The organism is Azospirillum sp. A26, from assembly GCF_042604635.1.
GTDB classification, from domain to species: domain Bacteria; phylum Pseudomonadota; class Alphaproteobacteria; order Azospirillales; family Azospirillaceae; genus Azospirillum; species Azospirillum palustre.
In genome coordinates this window covers 1634453-1653655 of the sequence record NZ_CP170472.1, presented here as the reverse complement: position 1 = coordinate 1653655, position 19203 = coordinate 1634453, and the positions used below count along the sequence as shown (strand labels likewise).

The window sequence follows — 19203 nt, the reverse complement described above, 5'->3', positions numbered from 1 at the left end:
ATGCAAGGGCGATGAGCGACTTCACCAACCCTCTGGCCAACCCTCTGACCAACCCCTTGACCGACGTCATCGTCATCGGCGGCCCCACCGCGTCGGGCAAGTCGGGGCTGGCGCTCGCCATTGCCGAGGGGTTCGGCGGCACCGTCATCAATGCCGACAGCATGCAGCTCTACGCCGACCTGGATGTCCTGACCGCCCGGCCGCCGGCCGAGGATCTGGCGCGTGCGCCCCACCGGCTCTATGGCGTGCTGCCGGCGGCGGAACGCGGATCGGCGGCGCGCTGGCGCGAGATGGCGCTGGCGGAGATCGCCGCCGCCAGGGCCGAGGGCCGGCTGCCGGTGGTGGTCGGCGGCACCGGTCTCTATCTGCGCGCGCTGATGCAGGGGCTGAGCGAAGTGCCGCCCATCCCCGACGAGGTGCGTGCCGCCGCCCATGCCCGGCTGGCCGCCATCGGCGGCGAGGCTTTCCGTGCCGAACTGGTCGCCCGCGACCCGGCGTCGGCCAAGCTGAACCCCGGCGACACCACCCGCCTGACCCGCGCCTGGGAGGTGCTGGAGGCCACCGGCCATCCGCTGTCCCATTGGCAGAGCCGGACCGCCCAGGGTGCGCCGGCCGATCTGCGCTTCACCATCCTGGTGCTCGATCCGCCGCGGGCCGACCTCTATGCCCAGTGCGACAGGCGCTTCGATCTGATGATGGAGCAGGGAGCGCTGGAGGAGGTGCGGCGATTGGACGCTCTGGCTCGCGAACAGGCCCTCGCCCCCGACCTGCCGGTGCTGAAAGCCCTGGGAGTGCCTGAACTCCGCCGCGTTCTGCACGGGGAAATCCCGCTCGACGAGGCCATTGCGCTGGCCCGGCAATCGACCCGCCGCTATGCCAAACGGCAGGTCACGTGGTTCCGACATCAGATTGTTGGCAAATCACCCGATATGCTGGTAAGTCATACAGGACAGCATAGCTGCCATACCATCGATCTGCCTTGTTCGCTTGCGGTACGAAATGCAATGCTCGACCGCCTGAGAACGATACTAAATTACTGATCCGAAGGAGAAGCACCGTGTCGGTTGATTGGGGTCATGTGTTCGCGGGCCGCGTGGGCGGCATGACGGCGTCCGAAATCCGGGAACTGCTGAAGCTGATCGATCGTCCGGAGATCATCTCCTTCGCCGGTGGCATTCCCGATCCGGACCTGTTCCCCAGCTCGGCCATCGCACGCGCCTACGAGAAGATCTTCCAGTCCAATTCCGGTGCCGGTGCCGCCCTGCAATACTCCATCACCGAAGGCTACACGCCGCTGCGGGAATGGATCTGCGACTATATGGGCGGCAAGGGCGTCAACATCGGACTGGACGGCGTTCTCATCACCAACGGCTCGCAGCAGGTGCTGGAGTTCGTCGGCAAGCTGCTGATCGGCCCCGGCGACAAGATCGTGGTGACCCGCCCGACCTATCTCGGCGCGCTCCAGGCCTTTTCGCCCTACGAGCCGACCTATCTCTCCATCCCGATGGACGAGGAAGGGCCGGAGATGACGGCGCTGACCGAGGCGCTGGCGCAGAAGCCGAAATTCTTCTACCTCGTCCCCGATTTCCAGAACCCCAACGGCACCACGGTGACGCTGGCCCGCCGCCACGCCATCCTGGACGCCTGCGAGGCGGCCGGCGTGCCGGTGATCGAGGACACCGCCTATTGCGAGCTGCGCTATGACGGCGAGCACCTGCCGCTGCTGGCGGCGCTGGATTGCGAGCGCAACGGCGGCAAGCTGACCAACGTCATCTTCGGCGGCACCTTCTCCAAGACGATGGTTCCGGCGATGCGCGTCGGCTGGGTCAACGCGGCGCCCGAGGTGGTGAACCGGCTGGTGCTGATGAAGCAGGCCGCCGACCTGCATGCCAGCACGATCAACCAGATCGTCATGCATGACGTCGTCTCGCAGATCTTCGACAGCCACCTCAAGCTGCTGCGCACCCAGTACAAGGAGCGCCGCGACGCCATGCTGGCGGCGCTGGAGGAATACGCCCCGCCGGGCGTCACCTGGACCAAGCCGGAAGGTGGCCTGTTCGTCTGGATCGAGGCGCCGGAGGGTATCGACGGCACCGAACTGCTGGCCCGCGCCATCAAGGAGGCCAACGTCGCCTTCGTTCCCGGTTCGGCCTTCCACGCCGACCGGTCGGGCAAGAACACGCTGCGGCTGGCCTTCTCCGTCACCAAGCCGGCCCAGATCCGCGAGGGCATCCGCCGCCTGTGCGGGCTGTTGAAGACCGCCGCCTGACGGCTTCGGCTTTTCATCGTCGTCTCTTCGGAACGGCGGCCGCGCTTCGGTGCGGCCGCCGTTTCCGTATCAGGTGGGAAGCAAGCGCCGCAGAGCCGATGTTGCAAAGCCAATGCGCAACATTTGGAAAAACTGCGGCAAAAAAACTTTGCGAACATTCGCAAAATGGGTTGACCTGCGACCGGGCTTTTGACTAATTTGCCGCTCCCGGCCCCCGCCATCGGGGCTAAGCCGTTGTTCCGACGGCATAGCCCGGCAGCCTCGGCCGGTGACAAGTCCAAGGAACCGGGTGCCTTAGAGGAGGCGCCCACATGAGAAGGTCGTGAGCGATGTCCGAACAGAAGCTGACCGGCGCCCAGATCGTCATCAAGGCCCTGAAGGATCAGGGCGTTGACATCATCTTCGGCTATCCCGGCGGCGCCGTACTTCCCATCTACGACGCGCTGTTCCAGCAGAACGACCTGAAGCATGTCCTTGTACGCCACGAGCAGGCCGCGGTTCATGCGGCCGAAGGGTACGCGCGCTCGACCGGCAAGGTCGGCTGCGTGCTGGTGACCTCCGGTCCCGGCGCCACCAACGCGGTGACCGGCCTGCTGGACGCGCTGTGCGACAGCATCCCGCTGGTCTGCCTGTCGGGCCAGGTGCCGACCCACCTGATCGGCAACGACGCCTTCCAGGAGGCCGACACCACCGGCATCACCCGCCCCTGCACCAAGCACAATTACCTGGTGAAGGACGTCGACAATCTGGCCCGCACTCTGCACGAGGCCTTCTATGTCGCGCGCAGCGGCCGTCCCGGCCCGGTGCTGGTCGACATTCCGAAGGACGTACAGTTCGCCGACGGCACCTACGTCCCGCCGACCGAGGTCAAGCACAAGACCTACCGGCCGCAGGTGAAACCGGAGATCGCCCGCATCGAAGAGGCGATTGAACTGATCGCCAACGCCAAGCGGCCGGTGTTCTACACCGGCGGCGGCGTCATCAACGCCGGCCCCTTCGCCGCCAAGCTGCTGACCCAGTTCGTCAAGACCACCGGTTTCCCGATCACCTCCACCCTGATGGGGCTGGGCGCTTTCCCGGCGTCCGAAAACCAGTGGTTGGGCATGCTCGGCATGCACGGCACGTACGAGGCGAATCTCGCCATGTACGAATGCGACGTCATGATCAACATCGGCGCCCGCTTCGACGACCGCGTGACCGGCAAGCTGTCGGAATTCTCGCCGGGTTCCAAGAAGATCCACGTCGACATCGACCCCAGCTCGATCAACAAGAACGTCGCGGTCGACATTCCGATCGTCGGTGACTGCGGCGCCGTGCTGGAAGACATGCTGCGCATCTGGAAGGCGCGGGCCAAGTCGCCGGACAAGGCCGCGCTGAAGGAGTGGTGGAGCAAGATCGAGGGCTGGCGTGCCCGCAACTGCCTGAACTACAACCGCACCGAATCGGTCATCAAGCCGCAATATGCGCTCGAGCGGCTGCGCGAGGCCCTGCGCGGCAAGGACCACTACATCACGACGGAAGTCGGCCAGCACCAGATGTGGGCCGCCCAGTTCCTGCCCTTCGACCAGCCGAACCGCTGGATGACCTCGGGCGGGCTCGGCACCATGGGCTACGGCCTGCCGGCCGCCATCGGCGCCCAGCTGGCCCACCCCGACGCCATCGTCGTCGACGTGTCGGGCGAGGCCAGCTTCCTGATGAACATGCAGGAGATCGGCACCGCCGTGCAGTACCGCGCGCCGGTCAAGATCTTCATCCTGAACAACCAGTATATGGGCATGGTGCGCCAGTGGCAGGAGCTGCTGCACGGATCGCGCTATTCCCAGAGCTACTCCGAAGCCCTGCCGGACTTCGTGAAGCTGGCGGAATCCTGGGGTTGCGTCGGCCTGCGCGCCACCACGGTGGCAGAGGTCGATCAGGTGATCGAGAAGATGCTGGCGGTCACCGACCGCCCCTGCATCATCGACATCGCCGTCGATCCGAAGGAGAACTGCTTCCCGATGATCCCGGGCGGCAAGGCCCACAACGAGATCCTGTTCGGTCCGGACGACAGCCCGTCCGACGCCACGCCGGAAGACGGCATGGTGCTGGTCTGATCGGCTGACGACGAACGAACAGGAGGGACGGGTCTCATGGAAAACGCGATCGAAAAGCACACCATCGCCGTGCTGGTGGACAACGAGCCGGGCGTTCTCGCCCGCGTCATCGGGCTGTTCTCCGGCCGCGGCTACAACATCGAAAGCCTGACGGTGGCCGAGGTGAACAACGCCGACCACCTGTCGCGCATCACGCTGGTCACCTCCGGCACCCGGATGATCATCGAGCAGATCAAAGCGCAGCTGAGCCGGCTGGTTCCGGTCCACCGCGTCCATGACCTGACCGACGAGGGGCCGGCGGTGGAGCGCGAGCTGGCGCTGGTCAAGGTGGCCGGCACCGGTGACAAGCGGATCGAGGCGTTGCGCCTCGCCGACATCTTCAAGGCCAAGGTGGTGGACGCCACGCTCACCAGCTTCGTCTTCGAGCTGACCGGCACCACCGAGCAGGTCGACGACTTCGTCGGCCTGATGACCCAGCTCGGACTCGTGGAGGCCAGCCGCACCGGCGTGGTCGCCATGTCGAAGGGACCGGCGGCCTTTTAAGGCACTATTTCCCGCAGAACAGCATTCTGCGAAAGATCGGGACGGCAAAAACGCAAGGAAGCTTTGCATTTTGCCGTTCCATCGAGCGATTGTTTCTCTTGACGCGCGGCTTTGCTCAATGGAGTAATCCGCCGCAGGAAACGCACTCTGTCTTCGTTCGTTGCGAATTCAAGGAATCATCTCCATGCGCGTCTATTACGATCGTGATGCCGACGTCAACCTGATCAAGGGCAAGAAGGTCGTCATCGTCGGCTACGGCAGCCAGGGCCACGCCCACGCCCACAACCTGCGTGACAGCGGCGTGAAGGATGTGCGGATCGCGCTCCGCCCGGGTTCGGCCACCATCAAGAAGGCCGAGACCGCCGGCTTCACCGTGATGACCCCGGCCGAAGCCGCCGCCTGGGCCGACGTCGTGATGGTTCTGACCCCGGACGAGTTGCAGGCCGACCTGTACAAGGACGATCTGGCCCCGAACATGAAGCAGGGCGCCGCCCTGGCCTTCGCGCACGGCCTGAACATCCACTTCAACCTGATCGAGGCCCGTGCCGACCTCGACGTGTTCATGATCGCGCCGAAGGGCCCGGGCCACACCGTGCGCAGCGAATACCAGCGTGGCGGCGGCGTGCCGTCGCTGGTCGCCGTGCACCAGAACGCCTCGGGCAACGCGCTGGACATCGCCCTGTCCTACGCCTCGGCCAATGGCGGCGGCCGCGCCGGCATCATCGAGACCACCTTCAAGGAAGAGTGCGAGACCGACCTGTTCGGCGAGCAGGCCGTGCTCTGCGGCGGTCTGACCGAGCTGATCCGCGCCGGCTACGAGACGCTGGTCGAGGCGGGCTACGCCCCCGAGATGGCCTACTTCGAGTGCCTGCACGAAGTGAAGCTGATCGTCGACCTGATGTACGAGGGCGGCATGGCCAACATGCGCTACTCGATCTCCAACACGGCCGAATACGGTGACTACCGCACCGGCCCGCGCATCATCACGCCCGAGACCAAGGCCGAGATGAAGCGCGTCCTGACCGACATCCAGGAAGGCCGCTTCGTCCGCGACTGGATGCTGGAATGCAAGGCCGGCCAGCCGTCCTTCAAGGCGATCCGCCGCCGCAACGCCGAGCACGAGATTGAGAAGGTCGGCGAGAAGCTGCGCGCCATGATGCCGTGGATCGCCGAGCGCCGTCTGGTCGACAAGTCGAAGAACTGATCCGGCGAAAGCCTGTCGGTTTGCTGAGAAGCGCGTCCCTTCGGGGGCGCGCTTTTTATTTGGCGGTCAGATGCTCCGGCGTGATGCCGAAAATCGTGGAGAATTCCGTGCTGCCGGCCTCGGTGATCGCCACGGCGCGGCTGTCGGGACTGCGTGCGATCCAGCCGCGCTCCAGCGAACAGGTCAGCAGGGCCGCGCCCAACCGTCCGGCCAGATGGTGCCGCCGCTCGCTCCAGTCCAGGCAGACCCGGCACAGCGGCCTGCGGTGCCCGCCGGCGTCGGGAATTGCGAGACCCAGGCCGCCCAGGAAATCGCGGCCGTCGTCGGTCACCAGGGCGCCGCCGTCGCCGAGAATCACGAATCCACGCTCGTTCAGCCTGTCAGCCAGTTTCGTGCCGAGCCGCCCGGCGAGATGGTCATAGCAGGTACGGGCGGTCCGCAGCGCTTCGTCCTTCGGTCCGGGCGGACGATGGCGCCGCGGGCCGGCGGCGGCCACCGCCATCAGGCTTTCCATCGCCTGGGCGATGTCGGGGGAGGCCAGCCGGTAATAGCGGTGCCGGCCCTGGCGTTCCATCGCCAGCAATCCCGCCTCGCTCATTTTGGCGAGGTGACCGCTGGTGGTCGCCGCTCCGACACCTGCATGCCAGGACAATTCGCCAGCGGTCAGCGCCTGCCCGCCCATCAGAGCGGAGAGGATGTTCGCCCGCGCCGGATCGCCGATCAAAGCGGCGATGGTGGCGATGCCATTGGCGGAGGCGAGGGGGAAGGGCGGGCTGGTCATGTTCATCAGTTTAAGCCCCTTCGCCAGCCCCGTCAGCGGCCGACGTTTCGTCCACGGCCGAAGCGTTCGCGGCGGTCTTTCAATGGCTCGGCTGTCATGGTGGGCCGCCTTGCAAGACCGACGGAGCCACCACATGACCAGCGTTCCAGCCCCCGATACACCCGCTTCCCGGCCCGATCTGCGTGTCGAGCTTGCTTTGTTGCTGGCCCTTGCGACCTTGTGGGGCGCGTCCTACAGCTTCATCCGGATCGGCGTCGAGACGATCCCGCCGCTGACCTTCATCGCCGGGCGGACCCTGATCGCCGGAGGCATCCTGCTGGCGGTCATCCGCTGGCGCAGCCTGTCCCTGCCGCGGGACGGGGCTGTGTGGAAGCGGTTTCTCCTTCAGGCCTGTCTGAACAGCGTTCTCCCCTTTACCCTGATTGCCTGGGCAGAACAGACGGTAGATGCCGGGTCCGCAGCGATCCTCAACGCGACGACGCCGATCTTCGCCTTCCTCCTCACCTTTCTATTGACCCGGCACGAGCCCTTGGGCTGGCGGAAGGCGGTCGGCGTGTTCGCCGGTCTCGGTGGAACGGTGCTGATCATCGGGACGGGAGCCATCGACGGCATCGGCCGCGATCTGCTGGCGCAAGGCGCCATCGTCCTCGCCACCGTCTGCTATGCCGGAGCGGCCATCTTCGGCCGCGTGTTCAAAGGATTGGACCCGATCATGCCGGCCGCCGGCTCGCTGCTGTGCGGGGCAGCGCTGTTGCTGCCGGTCAGTCTGGCGGTCGACCGTCCCTGGACCCTGTCGCCGTCGCCAGAGTCGCTGTTGGCGCTTGCCGGCCTGTCGGTCTTCTCAACCGCTTTGGCCTTCGTTCTCTATTTCCGGCTCGTCCACACCATCGGATCGGTTCCGACGACCGCGCAAGCCTATCTGCGGGTGCCGATCGGGGTGGGGATCGGCGTGCTGATGCTGGGCGAGACGCTGGAGCCGACCATGCTTGCCGGCTGTGCCGCGGTCGTGCTGGGGGTGGCGGCGATGACCATTCCTGTCCGCGCCCGGTCCTGACCCGATCCGCTTCTCAGCCCCGCGGCTCCCCAAAGCCGGTCGGCGGGGTTTCGGCGACGGCGGCGCGGCCGGGGTCGCGCTTCTGGGTTTCCAGCAGGATGTCGCGGGCAATCGGGGCCGCCGCGGTGGAGCCGCCGCCGCCATGCTCGACGAACACCGCACAGGCATAGCGCGGCGCCTGGATCGGCGCGAAGGCGACGAACAGCGCGTGGTCGCGCTCGCGCCAGGGCAGATCCTCATTCTTCTTCACGCCGGTGTTGCGCTCGGCCATGGTGATGCGGCGGACCTGGGCGGAGCCGGTCTTGCCGGCCATCTCATAGCCGACCTCGGTGATGCGCGACTTGAAGGCGGTGCCGTTAGGGGCGTTGGTCACCTCGGTCATGCCGCGCAGCACGATGTCGAGGTTCTCCTTCTTCACACCGATGCTGGGCCAAGCGGTCTGCTCGCCGCTGACCGTCTTGATCTGCTTGGTCAGGTGCGGCTTGACCGCATAGCCGCCATTGGCCAGCCGGCAGGTCATCACCGCCAGTTGCAGCGGCGTCGTCAGCACATAGCCCTGGCCGATGGAGGCGACCAGCGTCTCGCCCATATCCCAGTTCTTGCCCAGCGTCGCCTTCTTCCAGGCGATGGACGGGATCAGGCCGGCGCGTTCGTGCGGCAGGTCGATGCCGGTGCGGCTGCCCAGACCGAAGCGGTTGGACATTTCGGCGATGCGGTCGATGCCGATGCGGCGCGACACGTCGTAGAAGAACACGTCGCAGGAATGGCGCAGCGCGCCGACGAAATCGATGGTGCCGTGCCCGCCACGCTTCCAGCAGTGGAAACGGTGGTCGCCCAGCTCCAGATGGCCGGGGCAGAACACCGTGTGCCGGTTGCTGACCACCCCCGATTCGAGTGCCGCCAGCGCCGCCATCATCTTGAAGGTGGAGCCCGGCGGATATTGTCCGACCACCGCCTTGTTGTTGAGCGGCGTCGCCTGGTTGGACAACAGCTCTTCCCACAGTTCGGCGCTGATGCCCATGGTGAACTGGTTGGGGTCGTAGCTGGGGTGGGAGCACAGGGCATAGATGCCGCCGGTGTGGACGTCCATCACCACGGCCGAGGCGCTGACCTCCTGCGACAGCCGCTCCTGCACGAAGCGTTGCAGGGCCATGTCGATGGTCAACTGCACCTCGCGCCCGGATTGGCCCTCGTCGCGCGACAGCTCGCGGATGACCCGGCCGACCGCATTGACCTCCAACTGGCTGGTGCCGGCGGTGCCGCGCAGCACCTTTTCGTGAAACTTCTCAATGCCGGCCTTGCCGATGCGGAAGCCGGGCAGCGACAGGACGGGATCGCTGTTGCCGCTCAGCTCCGACTCCGAGACGGCGCCGACATAGCCCAGGATATGGGCGGTCCAGTCCGCCTGCGGGTAATAGCGCAGTTCGCCCACCTCGATGGACACGCCGGGCAGGTCGGGGGTGTTGGTCTCCAGCGTCGCCACCTGTTCCCAGGTCAGGTTCTCGCGCACGGTGACGGGAACGAAGCGGCGCTTGCGGTGCAGTTCGCGCAGCACGCGGCGGCGGTCGCCATCGGTCAGCGGCACGATGCGGGAGATCTTGTCGAGCGTCTCCTGAATGTTGTGGGTGCGTTCAGACACGACGACGACGCGGTAGTTCTGCTGGTTGACCGCCAGCGGCACGCCGAAGCGGTCGACGATGTTGCCGCGTGACGGCGCGATCAGCCGCAGGCTGATGCGGTTCTCCTCCGCCAGCATGGTGTAGCGCGCTGACTCGACCACCTGCAGGTAATAGAGCCGACCGACCAGCGCGGACAGGCCGGCCAGCTTGATACCGCCCAGCACCAGGGCGCGGCGCGCCAACAGGCGGGAGCGGTCGGTGTCGCGATCGATCGAACTCATGAGACCCGTCGACCCTTTACCCGTTCAGGAACGCGCGATGGACGCGGATCAGCAGCCAACCCACCGCAGGAAAGACCGCCACCGTCAGCAGGCCCTGGAACAGGGCCGGCAGGATCGACAGCGTGACGGCGTCGAGCACCGAAAAAGCCAGCCATTGCAGCAGGACGGCCCCCGCCATCACCAGCGTGAAGCCGAACCACAGCAGGGCGAAGGTACTGGCCAGGAACACCCGGCGCTGGTTCAGGACCGCCCATTGGGCAACGACCAGCAGCAGGGCGTTGACGCCCAGCGGTCCGCCGATCAGGAAATCCTGAAGCAGTCCGATGAGAAAGGCCACCCCCGGACGCATCAGGTCAGGCCTGTGGATCGTCCAGTAATAGACCGAGACCAGCGTCAGGTTCGGTGCGACAGGGGCATAGCCGGGGACCGGCAGCGGGATCATGCCGACCAGCACCATCATCACCGTGACGGCGAAGGGCGCCAGATTGCGCCCGGTCTTGTCCACCTTCTGCCAGAAGGTCGCCGTCATGACGGCAATCCCCCGGTCGGCGGACCGTCCGTCCGGCTCACGTCCAAAACCAGCTCACTTCCACATCCACTTCACTTCGAATCTGGCGACGGGTCCAGATCGGTGCTCGGCAGGCCGAAATCCACCAGACGCAGATGCTCCACGCGCGACAGGTCGGCGCTGGGCAGGACACGGATGCCGCGTTCGCTGACCGCGGTCACCACGCCAACCGGCAGGCCGGGCGGGAAGAGGCCGCCGTCGCCGGAGGTCACCACCCGTTCGCCCACCTGGATCGGCGAGTCCGTCGGCAGATAGAGAAGCTTGGCCTGATCGGAGTTGTCGCCGGCCAGGATCGAGCGCTGGCGCGTGTTCGACAGGATCACCGGAATGCGGGCGTTGATGTCGGTCAGCAGCAGGACGCGGGACGACCATTCGCCGACCTCGATCACCCGGCCGACCAGACCGGCGCCGGCGAGCGCCGCCTGACCCTTGCGCACCCCGTCGCGCTTGCCGGCGGTGACCACCAGCGTGCGGACGAAGGAACTGCCGGGGGTGGCGATGACGCGGGCGGCGATGTAGTTGACCGACGGTTCCGGGCGGACCCGCAGCAGGCTGCGCAGGCTGTTGTTTTCCGCCTCCAGCCGCAGTGCGGCCTGCCTCCATTGCAGAAGCCGGGCGTTCTCGGCCTTCAGCCGCTGGTTCTCGTCGAAGGCGTTCTCAAGCTCCACCGCGGATTCGACCACGCGCGCCGCCGTGGCGGCGGGGCGGGAGATGGCGTCCAGGATGGGGGCGAAGGCGTCGGTCACGCGTGCGCGTGCGCTGTCCACCGAGACGGACTCGATCTTGCCGACCATCATCAGCGCGATGGAGGCCAGCACCAGCAGAAGGAAGGAGAATCGCTGCGCGAGAGCCCGCAAGGGGGCGGCAAGGCGGATGACGGAGCCGGATGAGCGTGGCTTCACAGGAAATTCCCGTCCAGATACGCGGTCCGTCTCCGGTCCTCACCGTCAGGGGTGGGCAGGGGACCGGAGGCCTTCCAACCAGGGATACACCAATCAGTAGGCGCTGACCAAGACGTTTCGCAGCGTCTTCATCTCCTCAAGCGCGCGGCCGGTGCCGAGCGCCACACAGGAGAGGGGATCGTCCGCGATCGACACCGGCAGGCCGGTGGCGTGGCGCAGGACGAAGTCCAGGTTGCCCAACAGGGCGCCGCCGCCGGTCAGCACGATGCCCTTGTCGACGATGTCGGCGGCCAGCTCAGGAGCGGTATGCTCCAGCGCGACCTTCACCGCCTCGACGATGGCGGAGACCGGTTCGGCCAGCGACTCGGCGATCTGGCGCTCGGAGATGATCAGCTCCTTCGGCACGCCGTTCATCAGGTCGCGGCCCTTGATCTCCAAGATGCGGCCTTCACCGTCCTCGGGCGGACAGGCGGAGCCGATTTCCTTCTTAATCCGCTCGGCGGAGCCTTCGCCGACCAGCAGATTGTGGCTGCGGCGGATGTAGCCGATGATGGCTTCGTCCATCTTGTCGCCGCCGACGCGGACCGACCGCGAATAGACGATGCCGCCCAGCGACAGCACGGCCACCTCGGTGGTGCCGCCGCCGATGTCGACGACCATCGAGCCCGTCGGTTCGGTCACCGGCAGCCCGGCGCCGATTGCGGCGGCCATCGGCTCCTCGATCAGGAAGACGCGGCGGGCGCCTGCGGCCTCCGCCGATTCCTGGATCGCCCGGCGTTCCACCGCGGTCGAGCCCGACGGCACGCAGATGATGACCTGCGGGCTGGCGAAGCTGCGGCGGTTGTGAACCTTGCGGATGAAATGCTTGATCATTTCCTCCGCGACTTCGAAATCGGCGATGACGCCGTCGCGAAGGGGCCGGATCGCCTGGATGTTGCCCGGGGTGCGGCCAAGCATCATCTTCGCCTCGTCACCGACGGCGAGGACCTGCTTTTTGCCGCGCACATTGGCGATGGCGACGACGGACGGTTCGTTCAGGACGATGCCGCGGCCCTTGACATAGACCAGGGTGTTGGCCGTCCCCAGATCGATCGCCATGTCAGCGGACAGTACGCCGAGCAGTTTGGAGAGCATGGAGCTGACGAACTCTATCAAAGCGGTTGAGACGGCCGAGCCGGCGGACTGGCATTGCATGCCCGCCAACGGTTCCATAGTCGAATGCGTCCGCACGCTCAAGCGGAGAGTGCGCCCGGCAGCCCTGATGCCTGCTGTGGACAGGGTCTCCGGCGAACCGGGGACCGCCGCGGCATGGCGTCTGGTGATGGGCACAGTGGCGGGTTAGGGTTAATAATCCGTCAACAGGCCCAGTCCCTGCGGCAAAGCCCGTTCCGATCCGCTGAAAACCCTGCTGGCCGACATGACGGTGAAGTGTCTATCCCTGTCGTTGCTGCGCCGCAATAGACATTTGACAGACGAGACGAAGGAACACGGTGACTTATCAGTGATGATCGGCTGTGGATCTCGCCCCGGCTTTCTCCTCGGGCTTGGCAGCATGGCCGTGATGACCTTCCAGCCGGTCCATGCAGGCCAGCAGAACACCGGAAATCACGAAGGTCATGTGGATGATGACCAGCCACATCAGCTCGTCGCGCGAGGTCTGCGCCAGGTTCATGAAGGCTTTCAGCAGGTGGATGCCCGAGATGGCGACGATTGAGGCGATCAGTTTCAGCTTCAGCCCGCCGAAATCGACCTTGCCCATCCAGTCCGGCCGGTCTTCGTGATTGGCGACGTCGATCTTGGAGACGAAGTTCTCATATCCCGCGAAGATCACCATCAGCAGAAGATTGCCGGCGAAGGACAGGTCGATGAGCGTCAGCACGCCTAGCAGCACGTCCTTTTCGCTCATTTCCAGCACCTGCGGGATCATGTGCAGGATTTCCTGCGTGAACTTCACCAGCAGCGCGGCCAGCGAAACCACCAGCCCGAGATAGAAGGGCGCGAGCAGCCAGCGGCTGGCGAAGATGATCTGTTCAAAGCGGCGTTCGATCATGGCGGGTTCGGCACGTCGTTGGGAGGGGATAGGGACCATGTGTCGCAATGCTGCGCCGCAAAATCAATCGGACAGTTTCTCCCGCACGTGCGAAGTGCGGGCGGCCTCCATTGGTCATAGGCGCTGTCATCGTACCGTAACGTCCCGGCGCTATGGTGGCGGCTTGGAACGAGACCGCCGGGAAGGGTTTGGCGACCATGAAGACCTCCGCTCCGCACATCGTGTCCGCGTTCGAGGACGCGCTGAAGCGGCTGAAATCCGCCATCGTGCAGATGGCCGGCGCTGCGGAGACGCAGATCGACCAGGCTCTGATCTGCCTGGCCCAGCGCAACCCCCAGCTTGCGCGGGAAATCGTGGAGTCGGATGCCCGACTCGACTCCTTCGAACACGACATCGAAGCCCACTGCATGCGCCTGCTGGCCCTGCGCCAGCCGGTCGCCGACGATCTGCGTGAGGTGATCGCGGCCCTGAAGATCGCCGGCAACCTTGAGCGCATCGGCGATCATGCCGCCAACACCGCCAAGCGAGCCGTTGCCATCTTCAGCCTGCCCGACTCCGGGTCGATGGCGGGTTTGCCGCAGCTCGGCCGGCTGGTACGTGAACGGCTCAGCGCGGTGATCGACGCCTATGTCGACAACGACGGCGAGGCCGCGCTGCGGATCTGGCGGACCGACGACGAGGTGGATGCGCTCTACACCAGCCTCGTTGCGGAAGTGGAACGGTCGGCCCTGGCGGCGCAGGACCAGTTCACGGCGCACATGCACCTGATGATGATCGCCAAGAACCTTGAGCGCATCGGCGATCACGCCACCAACATCGCCGAAGTCGTCTATTTCGTCAGCACCGGCCAGACCCTGCTCGAAGAGCGCCCCAAGGCCGATCATTCCTACGACCCGGTGGGCTGAAAGCGGAGCGCCGCATGGCATAAGGCCGTTGTGCGGCGCTCCACCGCGCCTATGGGGGATGGTAATTCCGTTGCGGAGTGATCACGTTAGCAGAACGATGCTTCCGTCACCCGCACACGAGACAATATCCACCTGATGACCGACGACCTGCTCCGCCTCTATGCCGCCATCCTCGACCGCCAGCAGATGGACCCGGCGCACTCCAAGACCGCGCGGCTGATCGCCGCCGGGCCGAAGAAGATCGCCAAGAAAGTGGGCGAAGAGGCGGTCGAAGTGGCGCTGGACGCCATGAACGAGGACCGTCAGGGCGTTATCAACGAAAGCGCCGACCTGCTCTACAATCTTTCGGTGCTATGGGCGACGCTGAACATCCATCCCGACGACGTGTTCGCAGAGATCCGCCGGCGCGAGGCGCTCTATGGGATCGCCGAGAAGCTGCCGAAGACGGCGTCAGATCGCTGAAGAGGCGGCATCTGGCACTTCTTCCGTCAGATCACTTGTCCGTCAAGCCACCCCAATCCTTTCCAGCACCGGCAACCGCCGCTGCGTGAAGGCCGCATGCCGTCGCGCCAGTTCCGCGCGGTTGGCCTCGTCCCCCTCGCAGCGTTCGCCGTCGCGCCCCAGCACGATGCCGTCTGCCGACAGGTGACGCCAGGCGAAGGCGGCCGGCTCCTCGCCCCGTCGCGTGGCCAGCAGGAACAGCGCCTCGATCCGCGACACCGGCACGCCGGCCCCCAGCAGTGGCGAGGCGAGCTGACCCGGCGTGTCGCCGAAGCGATGGCGCTCCAGAACCGCGGCGTTGAAGCGGTCACAGGAAACTTTCCGTTCGGTGTCCCCATCCTCGGGCATTGCCGGTGCCGCCAGCGACAGGCTGGTCAGCAGGATCAGCGCCCGCAGCACCGCTTCCTCTCCCTGTTTCTCCAGAGCCGGGCGGGCGAGCAGTGCGTCCAGGCTTTGCGGTCCTTCCGCCAGCGCCTCGCCCAGCGGCTGGTAGAGCGTCCGGGAGAAGGACAGGCGGCCGACGGGGGTAGAGGCGCTCTCCGGCAGGTCGTCTGCGGCGACCAGAAGTGCGAAACGGGTCTGTCCCAGCAGGGCACGCCGCTCGGCCCGGCCCAGACGCTCGCCGCCCTTCACGAACAGGTCGCGACGGAAGCTGCGGTTGGTCATAACGTCGCGCAGGGTTTCGGCCTGGGCAGTGTCGCGTGCCTCGCCCGCCAGCGCCTGCTGGGCGGGGGAGAGGGTGAGATCGTCCAACTGCTCCATCGGAACGGCGGCACCGGCGAACTCCAGCTTGGCGGCCGCAAGCTCGCGTGTCACATCGGCATGGTAGAAGGCGGTCCAGTCGCCGTTCAGATATTCATGGGCGATGTAGTTCGGCGATTTGTGGCGAAGCTGTTCGATCCGCTCCACCACGCCGTCGGTGTTGGCGAACCAGCCGCCGCCCTGCGCCGCCATCCGTGCCGCGAACTCCACCGCTGCGGCGATGCGGTCGGGCAGGGGGCCGTCGCCTTCGGCGCAGCGCTCCACCAGAAGGCGGCGCAACGGCATGTGGGCCAGCGTGCCGGGCAGGGCGTTGTAGCTGACGAAGACGACGCCACCCGGCGCCAGCCGGCGGCGCAGCACCTCCAGCAGGATCGCCCGGTTCCCGGCGCTCACCCAGGACCAGACGCCATGCAGCGCGACCGCATCCAGCATCGGCCCGTCGCGCCGGGCGTATTCGGCAAAGCTTTCCTCAAGGAACTCGGCATTGGTCAGCCCGGCGTCGGCGGCCAGCCGGCGGACACCGGCGATGTGGGAGGGGTTGAAGTCCATCGCCTCGAACCGCGCCGCCGGGTGGGCACCGGCCAGCAGGGCGCTGGTCAGGCCATGGCCGCAGCCGGGTTCCGCCATGGTGAAGCCGCCGCGGCGCAGCGCCTCCGGCGGACGCCAGCCGCGCAGCGTCAGGGCGAAGCAGAGCATGGCCGGCGACCAGTCGCGATAGACGGCGCGGATATAGTCGATGCCCCCGACATAGCCTTCGGTCCAGCCGCCCATCCCCGATCCCCCGTTCCGATGCGTCGTTTCGACAGCGCCGGTGTAGCTGCCGGGAGCTGAGTCCGGCCACCGAAAAGCGCGCGCCAAAAAATTCACATGGGGTGCGATTTTGCTATCGACAGGTCAAAAGCCCTTCGTTATAAACCGCGCCACACCGGCCGGGATAACGGCTTGGCCGGCGCGATGAACAGTCGGCTGGTTTCTGCAAAGACATCAGTCAAGTTCACCGCATCAAGAGATGGGCGCATAGCTCAGTTGGTAGAGCAGCTGACTCTTAATCAGCGGGTCCAAGGTTCGAGTCCTTGTGCGCCCACCATCTCTTGAACATTTCCTACGGATGGGCGCATAGCTCAGTTGGTAGAGCAGCTGACTCTTAATCAGCGGGTCCAAGGTTCGAGTCCTTGTGCGCCCACCATCCATAAGGGGCTGGAACCGAGCAGGTTCCGGCCCCTTTCCATTTCCGGACTTTGGTCCGGTGTGGGAGAGGCGCCTTTCGTGATGCCCCTCCCGGATCCTCACCCTTCCGCCTGCGCCAGGAAATCCGCGGTCACCCGGTCCATCGTCGCCAGGTGGGTGTGGAACCAGTCGGGGAAATGCTCGGTCACATAGAGCCGGGCACGGTTCTCCTTCCCCTCCGCCAGATCGGCCTCCATCGTCGCGACCACGGTCAGGACGCGGGCGTGCTCCTCCGTGTGGCAATGCAGGGCGAAGAAGCCGTGCTGGGTCATCAGCGCGTTCTCGCGGGCGAAATGCTCGCGCAGATGCTTGGCAAACGCGGCGAAGGGAGCCCGGAGTTCGCCGGCCGGGGCCTCGCAGGCCGCCTGTAGCAGCGCGACCGAATCGACATGGTCGCAGTCCATGACCGCATAGCCGAGCATGGGGACAGTGCTGGCGGCCGCAGGTGTGGCGGCGGCGGCGGGTGTGGTGGTCGCAAGCATGATGTTCGCTTCCAAAAAAGATGGCCTTCGGAGACGACGCTCCGAAGGCCACCATACCCGCACAACCGTCATGGTCTCTTGACGGTGGTCAAGCCACCTGGATCGTCAGGCCTTCGCCTCGCTCGCCTCCAGTTCGTCGATGAAGCCGCGGATGACGCCGAGGCCCTTCTGCCAGAAGGCCGGGTCGGAGGCATCGAGGCCGAACGGGGCCAGCAGCTCCTTGTGACGCAGTGTGCCGCCGGCCGACAGCATCGCCAAATACTTCTCGGCAAAGCCCTGTTCGGCGTCCTGGTAGACCGCGTAGAGCGAGTTCACCAGGCAGTCGCCGAAGGCATAGGCGTAGACATAGAAGGGCGAGTGGATGAAATGGGGGATGTAGGACCAGAAATGGCGATACCCCTCGTCGAAGCGCAGCGCCGGGCCCAGGCTTTCGGCCTGCACCGCCATCCAGATCTCGCCGATGCGGTCCGAGGTGAGTTCGCCCTCGCGCCGTTCGGTGTGAACGCGGCGTTCGAAGTCGAAGAAGGCGATCTGGCGGACCACCGTATTCAACATGTCCTCGACCTTGCCGGCCAGCATGATGCGGCGGCGCTTCGGGTCGGTCTCCGCCGCCAGCAGGGCGCGGAAGGTCAGCATCTCGCCGAACACCGACGCGGTTTCCGCCAGCGTCAGCGGGGTGTCGGACAGGAAATGGCCCTGCTTGCCCGCCAGGATCTGGTGGACGCCATGCCCCAGCTCATGGGCCAGCGTCATCACGTCCCGCGTCTTGCCCTGGTAGTTGACCAGCAGATAGGGGTGGACGCTGGGCACAGTCGGATGGGCGAAGGCGCCCGGCGCCTTGCCTGGACGGACCGGCGCATCGATCCAGGGGTTGTCGAAGAAGCGCTTGCCCAAGCTGGCGAGATCGGGGGAGAAGCGGCCATAGGCGCCCAGAACGATGTCGCGCGCCTCGTTCCAGGGAATGCTGCGGTCGGCATCCTCCGGCAGGGGGGCGTTGCGGTCCCAGTAATCCAGATGGTCCTGGCGGAACCACTTGGCCTTCATCGTGTAATAGCGGTGCGACAGGTCCGGATAGGCGCCCTTGACGGCGGACACCAGCGCGTCGACCACCTCGTCCTCGACCCGGTTGGACAGGTTGCGGGCGGAGGTCGGCGTCGGGTAGTTGCGCCACTCGTCCTCGATCTCCTTGTCCTTGGCCAGCGTGTTGGTGACCAGCGCGAACAGCCGCGCATTCTCGCCCAGCACCTTGCCCACCACCTCGCCGGCTTCGCGGCGGACGGCGGGGTTGCGGTCGGACAGGCGGTTCAGCGCCTCCGCACAGGTCAGCTCCTTACCGCCCATCGGGAAGCGCAGGCTGGCGATGGTCTCGTCGAACAGGCGATTCCAGGCGGCGCGGCCGACCACATGCTTTTCGTGCAGCAGCCGTTCGATCTCGTCGGACAGCTGGTGGTCGCGGTAGAGGCGGACGTCGCGCAGCCACGGCTCGTAATGGCGCAGCGACGAGGACGCCTTCTGCTTCGCCGCCAGATCCTTCTCGTCCAGCCGGTTGATCTCCAGCGTGAAGAAGATCAGGTGGGCAGAGATGTCGTTCACCCGCTCCTGCGCCGACTGGTAGAATTTGGCGACGGTCGGATCGACCATATTGCCGTTGTAGACCAGCCCGGCATAGGACATGACGCGCGACAGCGTCTCGTCGATGTCCTCATACTGGTGGATCGCCGCGGCCAGATCGTCGCCGCTCAGCGCCGCCAGCTTGCCGGCATAGCGCTCGCGGAAGGCCTTGCATTCGCGTTCCATCCGGTCGAGGTCGGCCTTCAGTTCAGGCGACTCGGTGCCGGGGTAAAGGTCGCTCAGGTCCCAGGTGGGAAGCGCACCCAGATCGGGGGTGTCGTTTGCGGCCGTGGCGGCGCTGCTGGTCATCGAATCCCTCCAGAGATTTGTCGGATCCATATAAGCGCGCAC

At 65.9% G+C, this 19203-nt stretch carries 17 protein-coding genes and 2 tRNA genes; 10 read left to right on the top strand and 9 right to left on the bottom strand.

From position 1 onward, the window contains the following. Window positions 1-11: 11 nt before the first annotated feature. From miaA to ilvC, 5 genes are all read left to right on the top strand, one after another. Entirely contained in the window at window positions 12-1040 is a 1029-nt protein-coding gene (miaA, locus tag ABNQ39_RS08390; protein ID WP_376956786.1) for a tRNA (adenosine(37)-N6)-dimethylallyltransferase MiaA, read from the top strand. 17 nt (window positions 1041-1057) lie between these two features. Next, window positions 1058-2269 (top strand): PLP-dependent aminotransferase family protein, encoded by a 1212-nt coding sequence (locus tag ABNQ39_RS08385; protein WP_376956784.1) that lies wholly within the window; start codon window positions 1058-1060, stop codon window positions 2267-2269. Between the two features lie 329 nt (window positions 2270-2598). Continuing rightward, on the top strand, window positions 2599-4362 hold the full coding sequence (locus ABNQ39_RS08380; RefSeq protein ID WP_376956782.1) for an acetolactate synthase 3 large subunit: 1764 nt from the start codon (window positions 2599-2601) through the stop codon (window positions 4360-4362). Window positions 4363-4398: 36 nt separating this feature from the next. After that, window positions 4399-4905 carry an acetolactate synthase small subunit gene (ilvN, locus tag ABNQ39_RS08375; RefSeq protein ID WP_109050858.1) on the top strand — a complete coding sequence of 169 codons (507 nt, stop codon included), beginning with the start codon at window positions 4399-4401 and terminating at the stop codon, window positions 4903-4905. A gap of 184 nt (window positions 4906-5089) precedes the next feature. Then, window positions 5090-6109, top strand: a complete 1020-nt coding sequence (gene ilvC / locus ABNQ39_RS08370; protein WP_098739341.1) for a ketol-acid reductoisomerase — start codon at window positions 5090-5092, stop codon at window positions 6107-6109. A gap of 55 nt (window positions 6110-6164) precedes the next feature. Here the strand turns inward: ilvC and ABNQ39_RS08365 are convergent, their stop codons facing one another. Beyond that, a complete protein-coding gene (locus tag ABNQ39_RS08365) occupies window positions 6165-6896 on the bottom strand; it encodes an ArsR/SmtB family transcription factor (protein WP_376956779.1) in 732 nt (243 codons plus the stop codon). Window positions 6897-7023: 127 nt separating this feature from the next. Between ABNQ39_RS08365 and ABNQ39_RS08360 the strand changes: the two genes are divergently transcribed. Continuing rightward, complete coding sequence (locus tag ABNQ39_RS08360) at window positions 7024-7944, top strand: DMT family transporter (protein ID WP_376956777.1); 921 nt, start codon at window positions 7024-7026, stop codon at window positions 7942-7944. 13 nt (window positions 7945-7957) lie between these two features. On the opposite strand, the gene mrdA is transcribed toward ABNQ39_RS08360, so the two are convergent. The 5 genes from mrdA to ABNQ39_RS08335 form a co-directional block, all read right to left on the bottom strand. Continuing rightward, entirely contained in the window at window positions 7958-9844 is a 1887-nt protein-coding gene (gene mrdA, locus ABNQ39_RS08355) for a penicillin-binding protein 2 (protein WP_109096141.1), read from the bottom strand. A 16-nt stretch (window positions 9845-9860) separates the two neighbouring features. Next, window positions 9861-10373: a rod shape-determining protein MreD gene (gene mreD, locus ABNQ39_RS08350; protein ID WP_109050854.1), complete on the bottom strand. Its 513-nt coding sequence runs from the start codon at window positions 10371-10373 to the stop codon at window positions 9861-9863. 71 nt (window positions 10374-10444) lie between these two features. Next, window positions 10445-11314, bottom strand: a complete 870-nt coding sequence (mreC, locus tag ABNQ39_RS08345) for a rod shape-determining protein MreC (protein WP_376956774.1) — start codon at window positions 11312-11314, stop codon at window positions 10445-10447. Between the two features lie 93 nt (window positions 11315-11407). Further along, window positions 11408-12448: a rod shape-determining protein gene (locus tag ABNQ39_RS08340; protein WP_012974729.1), complete on the bottom strand. Its 1041-nt coding sequence runs from the start codon at window positions 12446-12448 to the stop codon at window positions 11408-11410. A 364-nt stretch (window positions 12449-12812) separates the two neighbouring features. Further along, entirely contained in the window at window positions 12813-13364 is a 552-nt protein-coding gene (locus ABNQ39_RS08335; RefSeq protein WP_376956771.1) for a TIGR00645 family protein, read from the bottom strand. 197 nt (window positions 13365-13561) lie between these two features. On the opposite strand from ABNQ39_RS08335, the gene phoU reads away from it, so the two are divergent. Both phoU and hisE read left to right on the top strand, forming a co-directional pair. Continuing rightward, on the top strand, window positions 13562-14269 hold the full coding sequence (phoU, locus tag ABNQ39_RS08330) for a phosphate signaling complex protein PhoU (RefSeq protein ID WP_376956769.1): 708 nt from the start codon (window positions 13562-13564) through the stop codon (window positions 14267-14269). 135 nt (window positions 14270-14404) lie between these two features. After that, window positions 14405-14731: a phosphoribosyl-ATP diphosphatase gene (gene hisE, locus ABNQ39_RS08325; protein WP_376956767.1), complete on the top strand. Its 327-nt coding sequence runs from the start codon at window positions 14405-14407 to the stop codon at window positions 14729-14731. A 42-nt stretch (window positions 14732-14773) separates the two neighbouring features. On the opposite strand, the gene ABNQ39_RS08320 is transcribed toward hisE, so the two are convergent. Beyond that, on the bottom strand, window positions 14774-16303 hold the full coding sequence (locus ABNQ39_RS08320; RefSeq protein ID WP_376956765.1) for a class I SAM-dependent methyltransferase: 1530 nt from the start codon (window positions 16301-16303) through the stop codon (window positions 14774-14776). A gap of 240 nt (window positions 16304-16543) precedes the next feature. Here ABNQ39_RS08320 and ABNQ39_RS08315 point away from each other — a divergent pair. Next, window positions 16544-16619: transfer RNA gene (locus tag ABNQ39_RS08315), tRNA-Lys, on the top strand. A gap of 23 nt (window positions 16620-16642) precedes the next feature. After that, window positions 16643-16718 (top strand) — tRNA-Lys (locus ABNQ39_RS08310). Between the two features lie 100 nt (window positions 16719-16818). Here ABNQ39_RS08310 and ABNQ39_RS08305 read toward each other — a convergent pair. Both ABNQ39_RS08305 and ABNQ39_RS08300 read right to left on the bottom strand, forming a co-directional pair. Next, window positions 16819-17241, bottom strand: a complete 423-nt coding sequence (locus ABNQ39_RS08305; RefSeq protein WP_376956763.1) for a bacteriohemerythrin — start codon at window positions 17239-17241, stop codon at window positions 16819-16821. Window positions 17242-17346: 105 nt separating this feature from the next. Further along, window positions 17347-19161: a M3 family oligoendopeptidase gene (locus tag ABNQ39_RS08300; protein WP_376956761.1), complete on the bottom strand. Its 1815-nt coding sequence runs from the start codon at window positions 19159-19161 to the stop codon at window positions 17347-17349. Between the last annotated feature and the right edge of the window lie 42 nt (window positions 19162-19203).

Excerpts from the sequence above, each read along its gene's own strand:
- miaA (WP_376956786.1), top strand. The coding sequence starts at position 12 with ATGAGCGACTTCACCAACCCTCTGGCCAACCCTCTGACCAACCCCTTG.
- ABNQ39_RS08380 (WP_376956782.1), top strand. The coding sequence starts at position 2,599 with ATGTCCGAACAGAAGCTGACCGGCGCCCAGATCGTCATCAAGGCCCTG.
- ilvN (WP_109050858.1), top strand. The coding sequence starts at position 4,399 with ATGGAAAACGCGATCGAAAAGCACACCATCGCCGTGCTGGTGGACAAC.
- ilvC (WP_098739341.1), top strand. The coding sequence starts at position 5,090 with ATGCGCGTCTATTACGATCGTGATGCCGACGTCAACCTGATCAAGGGC.
- ABNQ39_RS08365 (WP_376956779.1), bottom strand. The coding sequence starts at position 6,896 with ATGAACATGACCAGCCCGCCCTTCCCCCTCGCCTCCGCCAATGGCATC.
- ABNQ39_RS08360 (WP_376956777.1), top strand. The coding sequence starts at position 7,024 with ATGACCAGCGTTCCAGCCCCCGATACACCCGCTTCCCGGCCCGATCTG.
- mrdA (WP_109096141.1), bottom strand. The coding sequence starts at position 9,844 with ATGAGTTCGATCGATCGCGACACCGACCGCTCCCGCCTGTTGGCGCGC.
- mreD (WP_109050854.1), bottom strand. The coding sequence starts at position 10,373 with ATGACGGCGACCTTCTGGCAGAAGGTGGACAAGACCGGGCGCAATCTG.
- ABNQ39_RS08340 (WP_012974729.1), bottom strand. The coding sequence starts at position 12,448 with ATGCTCTCCAAACTGCTCGGCGTACTGTCCGCTGACATGGCGATCGAT.
- ABNQ39_RS08335 (WP_376956771.1), bottom strand. The coding sequence starts at position 13,364 with ATGATCGAACGCCGCTTTGAACAGATCATCTTCGCCAGCCGCTGGCTG.
- phoU (WP_376956769.1), top strand. The coding sequence starts at position 13,562 with ATGAAGACCTCCGCTCCGCACATCGTGTCCGCGTTCGAGGACGCGCTG.
- hisE (WP_376956767.1), top strand. The coding sequence starts at position 14,405 with ATGACCGACGACCTGCTCCGCCTCTATGCCGCCATCCTCGACCGCCAG.
- ABNQ39_RS08320 (WP_376956765.1), bottom strand. The coding sequence starts at position 16,303 with ATGGGCGGCTGGACCGAAGGCTATGTCGGGGGCATCGACTATATCCGC.
- ABNQ39_RS08305 (WP_376956763.1), bottom strand. The coding sequence starts at position 17,241 with ATGCTTGCGACCACCACACCCGCCGCCGCCGCCACACCTGCGGCCGCC.
- ABNQ39_RS08300 (WP_376956761.1), bottom strand. The coding sequence starts at position 19,161 with ATGACCAGCAGCGCCGCCACGGCCGCAAACGACACCCCCGATCTGGGT.